We start from the raw sequence: 17,545 nt of genomic DNA, 5'->3' as shown, positions 1-17,545 counted from the left end.
CTCCTTGTACGAAACCGCCCGACTATATAGACTGATTCAACTCAGTTATTAATACTTCAAACTTCAACCCTCTAGAAGCTTTAAATAAAATAATTGCTTTTTCATGTAAATGAGGTTGCAGCGCTTTGAGTAAAGCTTGTTTGGTTGAGTAATGTTCAGCAGGAATCTGGTTATTCTGCTCATTCATCGCCTCTGTAATATATTTAGCAGCTTTACCAAATGTGCAAACTTTTGTAATTGGTTTATCAATTACTTCTACAATAGATCGATGCATAGCTTCAGAATAAGCTCCCAGTTCTAAAATATCTCCTAGCACTAATACCCTTTCCGAAAATCCTTCCATTTGTTTAACAACCTGAATGGCAGCTTTCATCGATGTTGCAGAAGCATTGTACGCATCGTTAATGATCGTGACACCATTTTTTCCAATTCGTTTTTCAAACCGCATGCCTGTTTTCATGATAGAATCAAATGCTGTTTGGATTTTTTCAGTTGGTATATGTAAACATTTGCCTATTGTAATCGCCAAAGCAGCATTCTTAGCATGATGACTTCCTAAAAAGGGAATCGTATAAGTGGTGCCATCAAGTATTTGAAATACCGTTTGTTCTTGCTTTAATACAGTCGAAGTAATTTGTGTATCATTACCCGTTGTAAAACCACATGTTTTTACATAATTATGATGGTGTAGATGACTTAATAATGGTTCATCTCCATCGATTACTAATGTACCTGTTTTACTTAGTCCTGCTAGTATTTCCAGTTTAGCCTTGGCAATATTTTCCCTAGAACCTAAAAATTCGATATGTGATTCACCGATATTTGTGATAATAGCATAATCAGGCTTCGCAATGGCGGATAATAATTGAATCTCTCCAGAGTGGCTCATTCCCATTTCAACAACCAATGCTTCTGTGTCTTTCGGCATTGACAAAATCGTTAATGGCAAACCAATATGATTATTAAAATTACCAGCTGTGCAATGGGTCTTATACGTTGTCTTTAAAATTGCTGCAATCATATCTTTCGTTGTCGTCTTGCCATTGGAACCCGTGATACCAATCACAATTGGATCAACCAATTTGCGATACTCTGACGCTACGGTTTGAAGGGCTGTCAACGTATTATCAACCTTAAATACCGTAATATGTTCAGGTATCGTTTCCGGTAGTTTTTTTTCCTTACCCCATATAACTGCAACTGCTCCATTCGCAATGGCTTGATCGACAAACTCATGTCCATCAAAGCGTTCACCAATAATAGGGACAAATAAACCATTTGTCATTGTCTCACGACTATCTGTGTAAACGCCTTGAATCGATTGATCAATTATATTTCCCTTATAGTCTGGCAATACTTGCGAAAGCCACTTTACCGTAAACATCATTTATTCTCCTTCGCTAAAATTGCTTCACGGGCGACTTTTCGATCATCAAAATCATGTTTTGTATGACCAATCTGCTGATACGTTTCATGACCTTTTCCAGCAATTACGATAATATCTCCAGGTGCTGCTTGATGAACCGCTTCATAAATAGCTTCCTTGCGATCAACAATCACTTGATATGTGGAATCTTGTGATAATCCACTGATCATATCATCTAGAATCGCCTGTGGATCTTCCGTTCTTGGATTATCAGAGGTTAGAATTGCTTTATCTGCATATTCAACCGCTATTTTTGCCATTATCGGGCGCTTTGTTCGATCCCGATCTCCTCCACAACCAACAACTACAAACACACGTTCAGTGGCAAACTCTTTCACCGTTTGTAAGACATTTTCCAACGAGTCCGGGGTATGTGCATAATCAACAATTACTGCAAATGGCTGACCTTCATTAACTGGCTCAAACCGTCCATTCACGCCGCCGATTTGCTCAAAAGCTGTTTGAATAACCAAAAGTGGAATGTTTGCGGCTATTGCGGCTGCACTCGCTGCCAGCATATTATAAACATTAAATTTACCCATCAGTTTACTTTTAATATGTATATTGCCGACTGGGGTTTGCAGCTGAAAATGGATTCCTTTAGCTCCTAATTTAATATTCGTTGCCATCACTTGACTTGGTTTATTAATACCATACGTAATGACATGTTGTGCAGTGCTTTCTTTTAATACTTTACTTGCTGTTTCATCTTCATTAATAATCGCAAATTTTAGTTTTTCTTCCGTATAATTATTTCCCAGTTGAGCAAATAACAGACTTTTCGCTCGTAAATACTCATCCATATCTTTATGAAAATCTAAATGATCTTGGGAGAGATTGGTAAATATAGCCATATCATAATCACAGCCATGGACCCTCCCTTGCACAAGTGCATGAGAAGAAACCTCCATAATAGCTTGGTCTACTCCTTCATCCACCATATGTTTAAATGATTGCTGCAACATGAGTGCATCTGGAGTAGTATTTACAACCGGATACGTTTTTTCTCCAATCTTCATGTGTATGGTGCCTATAACACCAGTTTTTCGCCCAGCTAATTGAAAGATAGCTTCTAGCAAATAGGTTACGGTTGTTTTACCGTTTGTTCCAGTTACACCGATTAAAGGAAGTTTACTTGTTGGATTCTCAAAAAACTTTACAGCGAGCATCGACAAGGCCCGATGGGAATCGGCAACATATATAGTAGGAAGCTTTGAATCCACCGGCTTTTCTGCGACAATGGCAACAGCTCCTTTTTGTTCAGCCTGCTTAACAAAATCATGTCCGTCGACTGTATAACCAGCAATACAAACAAATAAATTGCCAGACACCACTTTTCGTGAGTCCATCACAATGTTCGTAACTTCTATGTTGTCGATACTTTTGTTTGTTTGATAAAAAGGTAAACAGCTTACTAATTCATCTAAATTCATTTGTAACATCCCATTCTTCTTGTTAAATTCTCACTATATAATAATTCTTTGTGACATTCATTTTTAAGAGGGTAGTACTACCCTCTTCTTTATTTTGCTATAGGAAAGTATAAAGTGAAACTTCATTCAGTAGGAGTTTTCTTCCACCTCCTACTGAATGTTAGCTGAACGAATCGGGCATTTAGGTGCCGTTTTCTCGTATAAGAAAAACTGCAGCTTTCGCTAAAAACTTGGCGACAAACCAAGTTTTTTCTAATGCCTATCTATTATAGCAAATATAAATCTGTTTAACGATCTTTTTTCGCTAAATAAATTCTAATTTTAGATCCTTGTTCAACTTTTGTTCCAGGACTAGGAGCTTGATCAACGATATAGTCTCCCTCTCCACTTGTTTCTACTGATAAATTTGTCATATACTCCGTTAACTCTTTCTTTCTTAATCCAACCAAGTCAGGAACTTCTACTTTTGGCTCATCTGGCCACTGGTATTTCTTTTCCAATCCTCCCTTTTGCGGTTTGATATCCATTGCTCGGAGGCTATCGCCAATAATAGTCCCTACAATTGGAGCTGCTACAACTCCACCGAATTGAACCGTATTTTTTGGATTATCAACCGCTACATAGACGACGATTTCTGGATCATTAGCTGGTGCAAATCCAATAAATGATACAATATAATTGTTTTCCATATATCTACCATCTGGTCCCACTTTTTGTGCAGTTCCCGTTTTCCCACCCACACGGTAACCATCTACATAAGCTGGGCGACCTGTTCCTTCTGCCACGACACTTTCTAGCGCCTGGCGAATTTCTTTTGAAGTCTCGGGCGAAATCACCCTTTTCTTTAACGTTGATTCAACCTTCTGCTGAACTTGTGAAGTTGTTGGATCAATCCATTCATCTGCAATGTAAGGCTTATACAAATAGCCGCCATTTACAGCAGCTGCTACAGCCATCACTTGTTGAATCGGTGTAACAGAAACACCTTGACCAAAGGAAGTAGTAGCTAACTCAACCGGTCCAATATTTTCTGGTTTAAATAAAATACCAGTTCCTTCTCCTTGTAAATCAATCCCCGTTTTCTTACCAAAACCAAAATTATGAATATATGAAAATAGCTTGTCTTCTCCAAGTTTTTGCCCAAGATTGACGAAACCCGGGTTGCAAGAATTTTGCACAACCTCTAAATAATTCTGACTCCCATGTCCGCCACTTTTCCAGCACCGCAGTCTTGCTCCTCCTACTTTAATAGCACCATCATCGTGGTAATGATCTTTTGTTAAATCTACCACTCCCTCTTCAAGTGCAGCAGCCAATGTTATAATTTTAAAAGTGGAACCTGGCTCATACGTACTCCAAATTGGTAAATTACGGTCAAAAATAGTAGAATCTACCTCTTGATAGTTTTCCGGATGAAAATTAGGACGTGATGTCATTCCAAGAACACCGCCCGTTTTAGGATTAACTGCAATAGCAATAGCACCATCCGGGTCATATTTAGACTCCGCTAAATCTAACTCTCTTTCCATAATCGTTTGGACCTTCGTATTGATCGTTGTTTTTAAGTCTAACCCATCTTTTGGCGGTGTGTAGATATCTGCCAAATCATCTAATCTTCTTCCTTTAGCATCTGAATAAAATGATAAACTTCCTTTTTCACCATTTAGTAGTTCATCATAAAATAATTCAAGTCCCATTAAGCCTTGATTATCAATCCCTGCAAAGCCTAATACATGGGAAAGATCATCACCATATGGATAATGCCTTTTTGAATCCTTTGCTAAATAAATACCCTCCATATTTAGTGAGCGAATTGCCATTTCCTGTTTTTCATTGATTTTTCGACCTTCTGGGTGTATGTTCACACTGGAAGCATTTCTTGTAATATATTCCAATGCTTTCTCCTCAGAAATATCTAAAATAGCCGCTAGTTTTTTTGCTGTTTCTTTCGGTTGTTTCACCTGCCTAGGGACAACAACAACAGAGGGGGCTGTTACATTCTCAGCGAGAACCTCTCCATTTTCATCTAGAATTCTCCCCCGTTCAGGTTCAAATTCAATATTTCTTGTCCATGAATCTGTAGCTTGTCCCATTAATTGATCACCTAATACAAATTGTACATAACCTAAGCGAATATCGATGATTAGAAAAATGACTAAACCAATAAGAAAAACAGCGACAATCCTTTTCTTCGTCGTCACAGCGGATACACGTTTCATACTACATCTCCTTTTTAAAGACATGCTTGTATTCACTATATGAACGTTGAAGATGGATTAGAACACTGTTTCTCTTGCATAAAGTGAAACTTCATTCAGTAGGAGTTTTCTTCCATCTCCTACTGAATGTTAGTACCTGGGCGTATGACCTAAAGGCCCTTAAACGAATTGGGCATTTAGGTGCCGTTTTCTCCCGACCTTTTGTATCAACTCAAGATTTGGAAGTGGGAGTCTTACGGCACCTTACATGCGGGATAAAACCTTTGGCTTTTATTTCCTTCATAACAGATTATTAGAAGAATTATAGTTGGTCCCCTTTATACTTTTTCACTTCGACTGTAGATAAGGGGTTCTTCAATGAAGACTTAGTTATTCTTTTGTTTTTCAAGTGGAACAAGTTCAATCCCTAAATAGTCACCTTGCTTAATTTTAGTCCCGACTTTAATATTCTGTGTCGCTACATAGCCATTACCAAATGTTTCTGTTTTTAAATCCAACAGTTGAGCAAACTGCATAGCATCCCGAAATGACCAGCCAATGATGTTTGGCATTTGCGGTTTTTCTGTTACTAAGAAGATATGGTCATTTGGTAGAACTTTATCTCCCTCAGCTACATTACTTTTTACTATTTTCCCTTTTCCAGTTGTTGTAACTCGTAAACCTCGTTTTGTTAATACGTCTTTCATTTGATCTACATCTTTGCCAATTAAACTAGGTATGGCTATTGCTTTTGTCTTATTTTGTTTATCTGGATCAATATTTAAATAATGCAAGCCATTTTCCATGACATTATTAAAAATGAACGAAACAGGTTCGGCACCATTCGGGATGGAGCCATCTTGTTTCGGCCTAAGTTTTGGCTGCTTTACAGATACATACATCATTAACTGAGGATTATCAATGGGGGCCATTCCTAAAAAGGAGAACACATAGTTTTCGTGACCGATTAAATAACCTCCCTTTGGATTAGGGATTTGAGCTGTCCCGGTCTTACCACCAACCGTATAATCGTCTAATTTAAAATTTTTTCCCGTTCCATGTTTTCCATTTACTACAGATTCTAGTAATTTCAGCATTTGCTGCGATGTTTTCTTTGAAATTGGCTCACCAACGACTTTCGGAGATTTTTCTTCAATTACCTGCTTTGAATTAGGATCGATTATTTTTTCAATAATATATGGCTGCATCATTTTTCCACCATTTGCCAGAGCGGTAGCAGCCTGCATTTGTTGGATCGGAGTCATCGTCGTTCCCTGTCCAAATGCAGTAGTTAGCTTTTCTGCGGGCCAATTATACAAAATCTCGCCTGCAACTTCATTAGGTAAATCAATATTCGTTTTTTGATCAAAATGAAAAGCTTTTAAATATTCAAGATACTTGTCAGAACCGATTTTTTCCCAAACCAGCTTTGAAGCAGCAACGTTGGAGGAGCGTTCAAAGCCTTCATCGTAAGAGATTGCACCCCAGCCATTTCCTCCATTATGGTCACGAATAGGCTTAATTTTTTCATTTGGCTGGTATTGTCCAGACTTATAAGCTTCATTTCCATTATAAACACCTTCTTCAATCGCAGCTGCCCACGTAAACATCTTTACAGTGGAACCTGGTTCAAAAGGAGTTGAAATAACATCATTGTACCAGTTTTCAACATTTGTTGGGTTGTTAGGATCGTAGCTTGGCCGATTACCCATTGCAATAATCTTCCCTGTTTTGGGATCCATGACCACAGCTGATATTCGCTCTGGCTCATACTTTTCCTCTACTTGAGACAATGTATCCTCAAGCAGTGTTTGTATTTTTTGATCAATTGTTAAGTAAATATTTTTTCCGTTCTCTGGTTTTTTCACAGCCTCTTCTGGATGAAGCAGTTTTTTATTATATTTATCTCGTTGGAAGGAAATATAACCATCTTTTCCGCTTAAATACTTATCCATTTGCTTCTCAATACCTGTTACGCCTTTGGTTTGTGTCTGTGGATTTTTCTTTTTACCAGTTTCCATTTTTTTAGCAAAACCAATAATTTGAGAAGCAAATGTTCCATTAGGATATGCACGTACAGCTTCTTTTTCAAAGTTGATCCCCGGTAGGTTCAATGCAGCAATCTCATCCTTTTTTTGTAAGGACAGTCCTCTTCCTTTTATACCGAATTCAACTTGGAAGCTCTTCTTTTCGATCCCTTTCTGCAATCGCTCTAATATGTCACTTTCCTTCATATCCAATAAAGGTGCTAATGCCATAGCCGTTTTTTCTGGATCCACTACATGTCTAGGCTTCTTTGCACCTTCCGAATAATCTTCTCTTAAAATGGCGTACAAGCGATAGGTTGGCTTATCATATGCTAATAACATTTTATTACTGTCATATATTTTACCTCGTTCAGCGGGTAATGGATAAGCGGAGGTACGTTGCTTGTCCGCCCAGGCTTCCAACGAAACACCGTCCACTTCTGCTGTTGCTTGAATATATAAAAACCTTCCCGATAAAACGAGAAAAATACCCACAAATAAGATGATTAATATTCCTGCCATGAAGTGAGTTGTTTTATTTTTTCTCATACAAGTCCGTTCCCCTTAATTGGTTAATTATCGATGACTTGTGCCTGCTTTACTTTTGTATCTTGTATTTTCAAGCCGTTTTTCTTCGCAATCCTAATAATTCGATCTGGATCACTTAATTCTTTAATTTCGTCCTCTAATTGTTCATTTTTCGATTGTTGAACATGTACTTTGCTTTCTAATTCCTGCGTGTTGCGATTAATCGCATCGGTTGAGGAAGAATAAGAAACCATATAGATACCAGCTAAAATGATGCAGAAACCAATGATGGAATAAATTACTTTTTCACCTTTCGTAATCCATCCCTGTTTTGAACTTTTAACAGGAACAGGTTGTTTACGATGCGGTGTATGTTGCGGTCTTGTTTGTTGCCAAGTTCTCGCATGATTCGCACTCATTATTTTCTCCACCCTTCTTCATAGGTAAATTGTTGTTGCCATTTTGCTTGTTTTTCCACGATTCGTAGTTTCGCCGAACGTGATCGTCGATTTTGAGCTAATTCCTCAGCTGTTGCAATAATCGGTTTTCTAGTTATTAATCGAAATGGTGCTTTATCCTGCTCTGGGATAATAGGTAGATTACGTGGCGTTTCTTTGTTTGAACTCCATTTTTTGAATGCTTGTTTACAAAGTCTATCCTCTAAAGAATGAAAGGTGATCACAGCAAGTCTTCCATTTATCCCGAGTACCCTCGCTGCTTGATGAAGTGCATCATTAAATACCCCAAGTTCATCATTTACAGCAATTCTCAATGCTTGAAAAATCCGCTTTGCTGGATGTCCGCCTTTCCGTCTTGCAGGTGCAGGTATTGCTGATTTTATTATGTCAACTAATTCATATGTGGTCGTTATAGGTGCTTTTTTTCGCTGTTCTTCCATCTTTCTAGCAACTTGTTTTGAAAATTTTTCCTCGCCATATTGAAAAAAAATCTTAACCAAATCTTGATAGGACCAGTTGTTAACAATTTCATAAGCATCTAACGTTTGTTCCTGGTTCATGCGCATGTCAAGCTTTGCATTATGTTGATAGCTAAACCCCCTCTCTCCTCGATCTAATTGAGGAGAGGAAACACCTAAATCAAATAAAACTCCATCTACATGAGTAATTTGGTGTTCTGCTAAAACCACTTCAAGCTGATTAAAATTGGCATGAACAAATCGTATCTGTTTTGCATAAGCGACTAATCTTTTTTGAGCAGCTTGTAAAGCCTCTAAGTCTTGATCAAAAGCAATGAGTAAACCATTATCATTTAGTTTAGCTGCAATTGCTTCTGCATGACCGCCACCACCAAGGGTACAATCTACGTAAACACCATCTGATTTAACGTTAAGACCTTTAATTGCTTCATCTCTTAAAACACTTATATGTTTAAACATCAAAAACACCCATTTCTTCCTATACGCTCATCTTTTATGGAGAGTTGAACTATCGCTAAATATCAAAGTCCATTAGATTCTCAGCAATTTCTGCAAAAGATTCTTCTGATTCAGTAACATACGTTTCCCAAGTGGAATGAGACCAAATCTCAATTCGGTTGGAGACACCTATAATTACACATTCTTTTTCTAAACTTGCATACGTTCTTAATGTTTGTGGGATGTTTATTCTTCCCTGTTTATCAATTTCACATTCAATTGCGCCAGAAAAGAAAAAACGCGTAAAAGCTCTAGCATCCCTTTTTGTAAGGGGGAGTTTTTTTAACTTTTCTTCTAAAATTTTCCACTCTGTCATGGGATAAGCAAATAAACATTGATCAAGCCCGCGAGTCACCACAAAAGTAGTTCCCAGTTCTTCGCGAAACTTAGAAGGGACAATGATTCTTCCTTTTGTATCAATGTTGTGCTGGAATTCACCCATGAACATATATTCCGCCCCACCTTCGTACATATTATATTACCACATCCCCCCACTCTGCACCACCTCATTTTCTGTTTTTCCATTATCATCCTCAAAAACAGGACTTTTTACCTAAAAAACAAAATAAAAAAAGGTTGTCATTCATTGATTTGACAACCTTTTATCCAATTCAGCAGCTGGTGGGGGTTCACAGCACTGTATATTCTTCACGATCTAATTTTTCCTCGTTTGGATTAAATTTCTAAGGGAGTGTTCGAATAAACTTTTGAAACTAGAGACAACATCGTTTCGAGTAGAGCATCCCTCTTCTGCAAGCCCTCTACACATAAACCGCATAATGTTCTTGTTCAAACGAATAGTCTTGATTTATCAGGTTTTCAACGAAATTAAATCCATAAGAATTCAGCCAAGGAAGAGGATTCCATATCCGTTCTTGCAGCCCATCTGCTGGATGTAGCGTACAATGAAGTAAATCAAAAGCAGCTAGCTCAATCTTATGCTTCTCTTCAAGTGCCTGCATTAATCTGGATTCTAAATACGAAATATGCTTCTGCAAGTAAAATAAATTTTTTTCCGCTAATGCTCCTAAATCACTTCGCATTGCCGTCGCTACTTCTCGTAAAGGCAACTGTGCCCGAGCAATCTTTTTCCGCACTTCATCGGCAGTTTGTTGAATAGAAGGGGTGTTTTTCCTTTCCAGCCATGCAGCTTTATCTTGAAGTACCCCATTATTAATTACTCGTTCTGTGTCCAGTTGGTAATGCTTAAGCAGCTTTTCAACAGAACGTTCTACGATAGTTATGGAATACCTAGGTAGTATAGGAGGCATCTTTATTCGCAACGCATGAAAGGCTGCCTTTAGTGCTGACCAATAACTAAGTTCCCCGGGACCGGCAATAAATGCTAAATTAGGAAAAAGTAGTTCCTGCATAATTGGTCGAGTAACAACATTATTGCTTAAACAAAAAGGATTAGTTTCTGCGATTTGAATCATTTCCGCTGTAGTTAAACGTATCTCATGTTGCTTTCCTTCCCAATCCCCATTCTCCATTCGATTCAATAATATCCGCTCACCCTCTTGATAATAAAACAAATGAGCATCCGTCAGTTCTCCGGTTAATAATGGAGAGTATCCCAGTTTCTGCAGTTTGGTTATTGCATCACTAACACCTTTACTTATTTGCGGTTGATGTTTAATTAATTGAACGAAATAATCGCTTTCTAGTTCACGTGTATGTTTATTTCCAGAATCAATCAACACGAGCCCCGATCGAGGAAACAGCCGAAAAATAAGCTTTGCAAAAAAATCAACATATGTCTTAGATGTTTCGAGACATATTCTTATTTCATCATATAGTTGTTTCGTATAGTTTGTTTCCGTCAACTGTTTAAATAGATCGTCAAGCCAAGGATTCATTATTTGCTTATCTATTTGTATATCAGATATAGCTGTCTTATTATTCACTTGCTGATGTACTTGATATTTATACATTTGTTGTTCTTGTTCTATAAAAATATGATTTATTTCAGCAAAATCGTGATCTTCACCAGCGATCCAAAATACAGGAATAACAGGAACATTCAGCTTTTCTTCCTGCTCTTTTGCTAATTTTATAATGGAGATGATTTTATTTATCGTGTACATAGGTCCTGTTAATACACCTGCTTGTTGACCGCCGATAACGGTTACTGCTTCAGGTGTTCTAAGTCGTTGTATATTTCGATATGTAGATTCAGGAGCATCCCACTGTCTATTCATGGTAAGTAAAGCGTTGCTTAGCTCCTCACGCTTAAAGTTTCTTTGTTGCAGATCATGATACCTATGGTCAAAATCATCCAATGGTTTGTAATCAAAAAAAGTGTGAATCTTCTGTTTATAGTCCCGGTAATCCCTTAATAATTTTGTTTGCTGATATAGATCGATAGGTTTGATCCGCATAAATTCCTGCTCCTTTTATATTAATCTCATCTAAGTATTGTACATAAAATAATCACAAATTTCATGTGATCTGTTTTTATTCCATGCTAAAGGTAAGGTGCCGTACGATTCTCTTTTCAAGAATTTTAGATATTTCATCGTAGATAACGGCACCTAAATGACGATTTATCCGGGGCGATAGAACATAAGCAGAAACGCTCAATTAGTGACGTACAAACGGGAGATCTAACAAGATAAAGGAAACATGCCTCTCAAACAGGAATATGCCGATGCCTAAAGCAGCAAAGCCCACTTTTAATCGGCCTTCCTTTAGATTCGAACTTCTTTCTATGATTAATCATAGAAAGAAGTTCGAAGTTTGCTACAACTCGAGCGCTTAAGCTGACGATGAAGCTACTTTTAAAAAATATAAAAAATATCCACAATGAAAAAATTTTATACTTTCCTATAGTAGAACAAAAAAACCTCGACACCAGCACATCGCACGAAGAAAAAATGCTCTTCTCTTTCAAAGCCAACAAAGAATCTTGAGCAGACTTCACGATTTACTAGAACAATTGAGATTTTAGCGTTTGTTTACTTCTTAACACAGTCGAGGATAAAGGAAAAAGCCCGCTGAATGAATACACTTTATAGGTTAAAAGAATATCCGCTGTACAATTCCTATAATTACAAATAAGCAGTACAACAAAAAAAATAATAAAAAGGTAAACCGCCACATTAATTTTACTGCTTTTATAAGCAATACTTCCGTGTTCCTCTTCCATTGGAACATAATAATAATTGCAATAGAAATAAGAAGTAAAGCCAAAATAATACCAACGACATTTACATCGAAAATGATAGCGATTAAAAAAATCACAGCAATTACATATAAAGGAGTTGTCCAAGTTACAGCAAAATGAACTGCTCTCAAAGGGTGTCTTGCCCATTTAGAAATAATTATATAGGTGAGCCATGTCGCAAATATCGGTATTGTTATAAAAAATGAAAGTAGGTAAATAAATCCGTTTAACATCTTCAATTCCTCCATTATTACAGTTACCAAGAAAATAGTTGGTGTGCTACTAGCAATTTTAGTAAAACAAACTAAACCAATATGAAATCTTAAAACAGAAATTATTTCCCTTAAAAACCAACGATCGTTTTATTCAGATAGTTAAAGGAGATTGACATCGGAGTATAGTTGTTTTTCATTTATTGAACCTTTATCTTCTTATGCTTTTATTAAACGGAAACTCTTTTTATTATCGGTAAAAATGTAATTTTATTAATTAAATTCCTACCTTGTTTTTTGAACGGCTCACGCTTAAGGTCGTTTTTAATTATCTAAGAAACGATATCCATTTTTACAGGAAATATAATTTTTGAAGGAAGTTTCGTCGTCTAGCTTATACCTCGAATGACTATTAAACTTCGATTCTCTTCAATTTATTTTCATCTTCATGTTTTTTATATTATAATAAAACCATAGAAAAAACCTAAACTATTCTGAATTTAAACCAGAATTTTTTATGTCAACAGGAGATAAGGGGGGCATGATTGTGAAACCGGTCAAAGTGGAGAAACTCATGATCAATTATAAAACATTGGAAAAGTTTAAGCATTTTAAGGAATATGGTAACCAAGAATTATCAATGCTAGAAGATTTAGAAAATAACCTAGTAGAAAATCAGAGCGATTCCCCGTTTTATGGTATTTATATCGGGGATAGTTTAATTGCAAGAATGAGCCTTTATAAAGTAAATAAGAAATATGATTACTATTTTGAGCCACAACAAGATTATTTAACATTATGGAAATTGGAAGTGCTTCCGGAGTATCAAGGACAAGGCTATGGAAAAACATTAGTAGACTTTGCCAAAAGCTATAATTTACCAATCAAAACGAATCCTCGCATCAATTCTCATGGGTTTTGGGAAAAAATGGGGTTCAAAAAGGCTCAATATGAAATGGAACGTGACCTGGGTGAAAACCCACTCATATGGATGCCAGAAGGAGTTAAAGAGAAACCTGTAGTTAAATAGAAAATGTTCGTAAAAAATTGAAAGACATGAATAAAGAAAGATTCATGTCTTTTTTACTGTCTAGGAACCGATATCCATTTCTACATGGTGGATATCTTTGTTGAAAATAACTTCATCTAGCTTATGCACTCAAGCAGCAAAAGAACAGAAAACTTCAGGCAGCATACATCGCAATCAACGATGCCCTTCGTCTTGGAACCACTCTTTCGTAGAGAGAAAAACACTCCTTCCAATGAAGTTTGACATTCTCTTCGGAAGTTCTCCAGTTTGTATGTTGCAAAACGAGCGCTTCTAGCTTTTGTTCCTATTTTTCATAAACAAATTAATTTAAAAAAACTGGAATAATTTACTTATCTATTTGTTGGTCGATATTAATCTGGTTTAACTAAATTTAACAACTTCCCTATTTCCTCCCAAGCACTTTCATAACGGGCTAGCTTTTCCTTTAAATGCAAATTTTCTCGTTCTAATTGTTTCGTTTGTTCTTGAACACGGTATTGACTAGCATCCTCCTGACCAATATTAGACTTCATTTTCTCTAATAACAAAATAGCAGTCTCTATCGTATCTTGATCGTGGGACTTTGCAGTACTCCAGAAATTATTTCTATTTCCTTTTTTCCGTTCTTCTTTTGCGCTTTGTACCTCTTGTTCATATTGTTTACGGATGGTAGCGTTCCATCTAAATCCACATGCAGCTGGTGTTCTGGATAGCTTTTGTGCCACCTCTTTAAAAGCTTCTAATTGTGTTTTTCCTTCTCTTATATAACGCAGGACCGTATCTGCTAATAGGATATCTTCATCCTTTGTCCACGCATCTTGTCTTGTTGCGTTCATCACACATCCTCCTTATACGTTTGCTATCAATGTATGCAAAAACTAGGTGTGATAGAATAAAGGATTATATTTTTACCAGATTTTTTAGTTTTATAAAGAAAACGCTACCAACAATGTCTACTTATTACCTAATGTTAGTTGGACTTTTGCGTTAAACTTAATGATTCTTATATGCCACTAAAGTGGTTCTCTGTTAAATGTACTGATGGAAGTTTGAACGTTAATTATATATCACATTCAGTATAGGACCAGATGTCGGTTATTTTTCACACAAAAAAACAGACCACCACTGTGACCTGTTTTCTCTACAACAGCTTTTATAAAAATCTTGCATGGAGTAATACCCGATAACAGTATTCCCCTCTTACACGACTCACTGTTTGTGATTACTGACTTACTACCTCTTTACCGTCATAATGTCCGCATGATTTACAAACATAATGAGGCTTTGTTAATTCTCCGCAATTTGAACATTCTACCATGCCAGGTACGTGTAATTTTTTATGCGTACGACGTTGATTTTTTACTTTTTTTGAAGTTCTTCTTTTAGGTACTGCCATGACTTACACCTCCTTCATAAGATTAGAAAACTTGGTTACGCCAAGCCTTTCACACAGGTGATTGCCTAGCTTACATTTAATACTTGAAAGACTAAAAACTTACGTTAAACTTTTATACTTTTCTTACGTATAAAAACGCTAAGCAATCAGCTTAATTGTGCTTCTCATCATCGTTAAATAATGATTCCAGTTTTTTAAAACGCTTATCTATCGTGTGCTCGTTCTTTTCTTCTGAAATAATTTGCCAGCCTTTCCCTGCTGTAGGGTTATTTTCTCGGCTTGTTTTTTCATCTGAAAATACGCGATATGGAACCTCTAATAAAATATTTTCCTTGATTAACGGTGTTAAGTCAAGGACTTCTCCCTCAATTGGATGGACTTCATCCTCTACTTCGTCTTCCGTTAAATAAGTTGCGGTTGTAAAGACCTCATCAGCTTGAATATCGAAAGGATATGAAACATCCGCTAATGTTCGAGCGCATGGAAGTATCATCTCACCTTTAATATGCAAGGAAAAAATAATGTTATCTCCTTGAAAAAAACACGTTCCCTGAACTTTAACTTCATCAATATGTCGAATATCGTTATTCATTGTTTTTAGTTCCTGAACATTTACAGTGTTTTCAAACGCAAAAGGTTCCTTATAAGCACTTTTTTTCAGCTGAGCTAATACAAATTTCATTATTATCACCTCAAGGCAACAAAAGTTATTTTAAAAGAAAAAAAGACTTTTGTCAACATATTCTCTTTACAGACTAATTTACAATTCATTGATTAAGTTTTTTCATTAACCATCTTTATAGTAAGACCATCTACAATATTGAACATTCACCTCTAACATAGTTAAACTCATCTTCTACCTTTATCCCGCATGTAAGGTGCCGTAAGCTCCCACTTCAAAATCTTAAGTTGATACAGAAGGATCTAAGGGAGAGAAAACGGCCACCTAAATGCCCGATTCGTTCAAAGGGCCTTTAAGTCATACCCTTGTGGTACCAACATTCAGTAGGAGATGAAGGAAAACTCCTTTCACTTTATTATTTTCCCCAGTAGAATTTTTCTAATGCTAATATTCATTATTTCTGCTACAATAAGACACATATTTATCCGTATCTAACGTACTGTAAGACTTCCGCATCAAGAGTTATCGGCGCCTACATGCTCAATTCGTTCAGGTTGACAGGACAAGGAAAACTTCGGTAGCAATACTTCGCACGCAGAAAAAGTGACTTTCTTTTTCAAGGACAGAGTTGCTACAACAGCAATACTTCGCGTTTCTTCAAGGACGACCGAGATTTTAGCTTTTGTTCGACTTCTATCAGGTAAAGATAAGGACAACCGCATTACTGAATAAAGGTTTACTTTATAAGGAGTTGGTGAAAATTGCAAGCTTGTGGTCTAATTGTTGAATATAATCCTTTTCATAATGGACATGTTTATCACATTCAACAGGCAAAAAAACTCACTCACGCAGACTGCATCATTGCTGTAATGAGCGGATCTTTTCTTCAACGGGGAGAGCCAGCAATTATTGATAAATTCCATCGCACAAAAGCAGCCTTGAAGCACGGTGTTGATTTAGTTATTGAACTTCCATATGCTTTCGCTGTCCAAAGCAGTGAACTTTTTGCTAAAGGTGCTGTTTTAGCTCTTGATGCTCTGGGAACAACTAGCCTTTGCTTTGGTAGTGAATCAGGAGAAATATCCGATTTCATTCACTGTTACAAGCAACTAACCGCTAAGCAAAATGAATATGAACAAGCGCTAAAAATGCATATAAAAAAGGGGTTAGCATTTCCTGAAGCAAGCAGGGCTGCTTATCATCATATCGATCTTGATCTAGCAAAGATTGATTTATCAAAACCAAACAATATTCTTGGTTTTAGTTATGTGAAAATGATTTATGATCTTCAACTATCCATAACACCTCTAACGATTGAACGTAGTCAAAGTGGATATCATGATAAAATAATAACGGGTACCATTGCAAGTGCTACTAGTATCCGCGACTCTATCATCGAGTCCGGAAACATAACTCAACCTGTTCGTAACGCTATACCAGAAACAACTTATCTACAATTGGAAGCTTATAAACAGACCGCTTCACTTTGGCACACATGGGAGCACTATTTTCCGCTGCTGCATTACCGCATAGTTACAATGTCTAGTAACGAGCTTTCTAAGATTCAAGGAGTAGATGAAGGCTTAGAGTATCGATTAAAGAAAACGGTTAAACAAGTACGTTCTTTTAATGAGTGGATGAACCAATTAAAAACAAAACGATACACCTGGACTCGACTCCAACGAATGTTTGTACATATTTTAACGAATACTACTAAACAGGAAATTAGGAGTGTATGCAGCCCGAATGAACTCCCCTATGTACGAATCCTAGGTTTTAGTAAAACCGGACAAACTTATTTGCATCAACATAAGAAAAAGCTAGCTACCCCAATAATTACTAATATGACACGTCAAATGCATCCATTATTGGAAATGGAAGAGCGTGCAAGTAACGCCTATTTCAGTGTAGTCCCACCAGAACGAAGATTACCGCTGCAAAAACAGGAACTACAGCCGCCGATTCGCATATTCTAGAAAAGCTCCTTCATGTACGATATACTATAATGACAAGGAGCACAAATACAACTGACCCTCTCAGTAACGATACCATTTCCCCGAACTGTCAAAAGC

The 17,545-nt window shown here is 36.8% G+C and carries 14 protein-coding genes; 2 read left to right on the top strand and 12 right to left on the bottom strand.

Going from position 1 to position 17,545, the window contains the following annotated elements:
* Window positions 1-22: 22 nt before the first annotated feature.
* The 9 genes from JNUCC74_RS07975 to JNUCC74_RS07935 form a co-directional block, all read right to left on the bottom strand.
* A complete protein-coding gene (locus JNUCC74_RS07975) occupies window positions 23-1,384 on the bottom strand; it encodes a UDP-N-acetylmuramoyl-tripeptide--D-alanyl-D-alanine ligase (RefSeq protein WP_454067594.1) in 1,362 nt (453 codons plus the stop codon).
* Window positions 1,384-2,859 carry a UDP-N-acetylmuramoyl-L-alanyl-D-glutamate--2,6-diaminopimelate ligase gene (locus JNUCC74_RS07970; protein WP_454067593.1) on the bottom strand — a complete coding sequence of 492 codons (1,476 nt, stop codon included), beginning with the start codon at window positions 2,857-2,859 and terminating at the stop codon, window positions 1,384-1,386. The genes JNUCC74_RS07975 and JNUCC74_RS07970 overlap by 1 nt, the downstream gene beginning before the upstream one ends.
* A gap of 287 nt (window positions 2,860-3,146) precedes the next feature.
* Window positions 3,147-5,078: a stage V sporulation protein D gene (locus tag JNUCC74_RS07965; protein WP_454067592.1), complete on the bottom strand. Its 1,932-nt coding sequence runs from the start codon at window positions 5,076-5,078 to the stop codon at window positions 3,147-3,149.
* Between the two features lie 365 nt (window positions 5,079-5,443).
* The gene (locus tag JNUCC74_RS07960; protein WP_454067591.1) at window positions 5,444-7,633 is read right to left on the bottom strand and encodes a penicillin-binding transpeptidase domain-containing protein; all 2,190 of its coding nucleotides are present in this window, start codon (window positions 7,631-7,633) and stop codon (window positions 5,444-5,446) included.
* A 23-nt stretch (window positions 7,634-7,656) separates the two neighbouring features.
* On the bottom strand, window positions 7,657-8,031 hold the full coding sequence (ftsL, locus tag JNUCC74_RS07955; RefSeq protein WP_077320328.1) for a cell division protein FtsL: 375 nt from the start codon (window positions 8,029-8,031) through the stop codon (window positions 7,657-7,659).
* Complete coding sequence (rsmH, locus tag JNUCC74_RS07950) at window positions 8,031-9,008, bottom strand: 16S rRNA (cytosine(1402)-N(4))-methyltransferase RsmH (protein ID WP_454067590.1); 978 nt, start codon at window positions 9,006-9,008, stop codon at window positions 8,031-8,033. The genes ftsL and rsmH overlap by 1 nt, the downstream gene beginning before the upstream one ends.
* 55 nt (window positions 9,009-9,063) lie before the next feature.
* Entirely contained in the window at window positions 9,064-9,495 is a 432-nt protein-coding gene (mraZ, locus tag JNUCC74_RS07945; protein ID WP_077321508.1) for a division/cell wall cluster transcriptional repressor MraZ, read from the bottom strand.
* Between the two features lie 313 nt (window positions 9,496-9,808).
* Entirely contained in the window at window positions 9,809-11,428 is a 1,620-nt protein-coding gene (gene bshC, locus JNUCC74_RS07940) for a bacillithiol biosynthesis cysteine-adding enzyme BshC (RefSeq protein WP_454067589.1), read from the bottom strand.
* Window positions 11,429-12,065: 637 nt separating this feature from the next.
* The gene (locus JNUCC74_RS07935) at window positions 12,066-12,446 is read right to left on the bottom strand and encodes a DUF3397 family protein (protein ID WP_454067588.1); all 381 of its coding nucleotides are present in this window, start codon (window positions 12,444-12,446) and stop codon (window positions 12,066-12,068) included.
* A 526-nt stretch (window positions 12,447-12,972) separates the two neighbouring features.
* Between JNUCC74_RS07935 and JNUCC74_RS07930 the strand changes: the two genes are divergently transcribed.
* Window positions 12,973-13,455, top strand: coding sequence for an N-acetyltransferase (locus JNUCC74_RS07930; RefSeq protein ID WP_454067587.1), 483 nt, complete (start codon window positions 12,973-12,975; stop codon window positions 13,453-13,455).
* A 371-nt stretch (window positions 13,456-13,826) separates the two neighbouring features.
* Here JNUCC74_RS07930 and JNUCC74_RS07925 read toward each other — a convergent pair whose 3' ends face one another.
* The 3 genes from JNUCC74_RS07925 to JNUCC74_RS07915 all read right to left on the bottom strand — a co-directional run bounded on the left by JNUCC74_RS07925 (window position 13,827) and on the right by JNUCC74_RS07915 (window position 15,533).
* The gene (locus JNUCC74_RS07925) at window positions 13,827-14,291 is read right to left on the bottom strand and encodes an RsfA family transcriptional regulator (RefSeq protein ID WP_454067586.1); all 465 of its coding nucleotides are present in this window, start codon (window positions 14,289-14,291) and stop codon (window positions 13,827-13,829) included.
* Window positions 14,292-14,677: 386 nt separating this feature from the next.
* Window positions 14,678-14,851 (bottom strand): 50S ribosomal protein L32, encoded by a 174-nt coding sequence (rpmF, locus tag JNUCC74_RS07920; protein ID WP_077320323.1) that lies wholly within the window; start codon window positions 14,849-14,851, stop codon window positions 14,678-14,680.
* A 151-nt stretch (window positions 14,852-15,002) separates the two neighbouring features.
* Window positions 15,003-15,533 (bottom strand): YceD family protein, encoded by a 531-nt coding sequence (locus JNUCC74_RS07915; RefSeq protein WP_454067585.1) that lies wholly within the window; start codon window positions 15,531-15,533, stop codon window positions 15,003-15,005.
* Between the two features lie 701 nt (window positions 15,534-16,234).
* On the opposite strand from JNUCC74_RS07915, the gene JNUCC74_RS07910 reads away from it, so the two are divergent.
* Window positions 16,235-17,449: a nucleotidyltransferase gene (locus JNUCC74_RS07910; protein ID WP_454067584.1), complete on the top strand. Its 1,215-nt coding sequence runs from the start codon at window positions 16,235-16,237 to the stop codon at window positions 17,447-17,449.
* The last annotated feature ends 96 nt before the right edge of the window (window positions 17,450-17,545 follow it).

It is taken from the genome of Cerasibacillus sp. JNUCC 74 (genome assembly GCF_053667775.1).
Note: the sequence above shows the minus strand (reverse complement) of the source record. Positions and strands in the feature narration are given on the sequence as shown.

Excerpts from the sequence above, each read along its gene's own strand:
- rsmH (WP_454067590.1), bottom strand. The coding sequence starts at position 9,008 with ATGTTTAAACATATAAGTGTTTTAAGAGATGAAGCAATTAAAGGTCTT.
- bshC (WP_454067589.1), bottom strand. The coding sequence starts at position 11,428 with ATGCGGATCAAACCTATCGATCTATATCAGCAAACAAAATTATTAAGG.
- mraZ (WP_077321508.1), bottom strand. The coding sequence starts at position 9,495 with ATGTTCATGGGTGAATTCCAGCACAACATTGATACAAAAGGAAGAATC.
- rpmF (WP_077320323.1), bottom strand. The coding sequence starts at position 14,851 with ATGGCAGTACCTAAAAGAAGAACTTCAAAAAAAGTAAAAAATCAACGT.
- ftsL (WP_077320328.1), bottom strand. The coding sequence starts at position 8,031 with ATGAGTGCGAATCATGCGAGAACTTGGCAACAAACAAGACCGCAACAT.
- JNUCC74_RS07960 (WP_454067591.1), bottom strand. The coding sequence starts at position 7,633 with ATGAGAAAAAATAAAACAACTCACTTCATGGCAGGAATATTAATCATC.
- JNUCC74_RS07975 (WP_454067594.1), bottom strand. The coding sequence starts at position 1,384 with ATGTTTACGGTAAAGTGGCTTTCGCAAGTATTGCCAGACTATAAGGGA.
- JNUCC74_RS07965 (WP_454067592.1), bottom strand. The coding sequence starts at position 5,078 with ATGAAACGTGTATCCGCTGTGACGACGAAGAAAAGGATTGTCGCTGTT.
- JNUCC74_RS07935 (WP_454067588.1), bottom strand. The coding sequence starts at position 12,446 with ATGTTAAACGGATTTATTTACCTACTTTCATTTTTTATAACAATACCG.
- JNUCC74_RS07925 (WP_454067586.1), bottom strand. The coding sequence starts at position 14,291 with ATGAACGCAACAAGACAAGATGCGTGGACAAAGGATGAAGATATCCTA.
- JNUCC74_RS07915 (WP_454067585.1), bottom strand. The coding sequence starts at position 15,533 with ATGAAATTTGTATTAGCTCAGCTGAAAAAAAGTGCTTATAAGGAACCT.
- JNUCC74_RS07970 (WP_454067593.1), bottom strand. The coding sequence starts at position 2,859 with ATGAATTTAGATGAATTAGTAAGCTGTTTACCTTTTTATCAAACAAAC.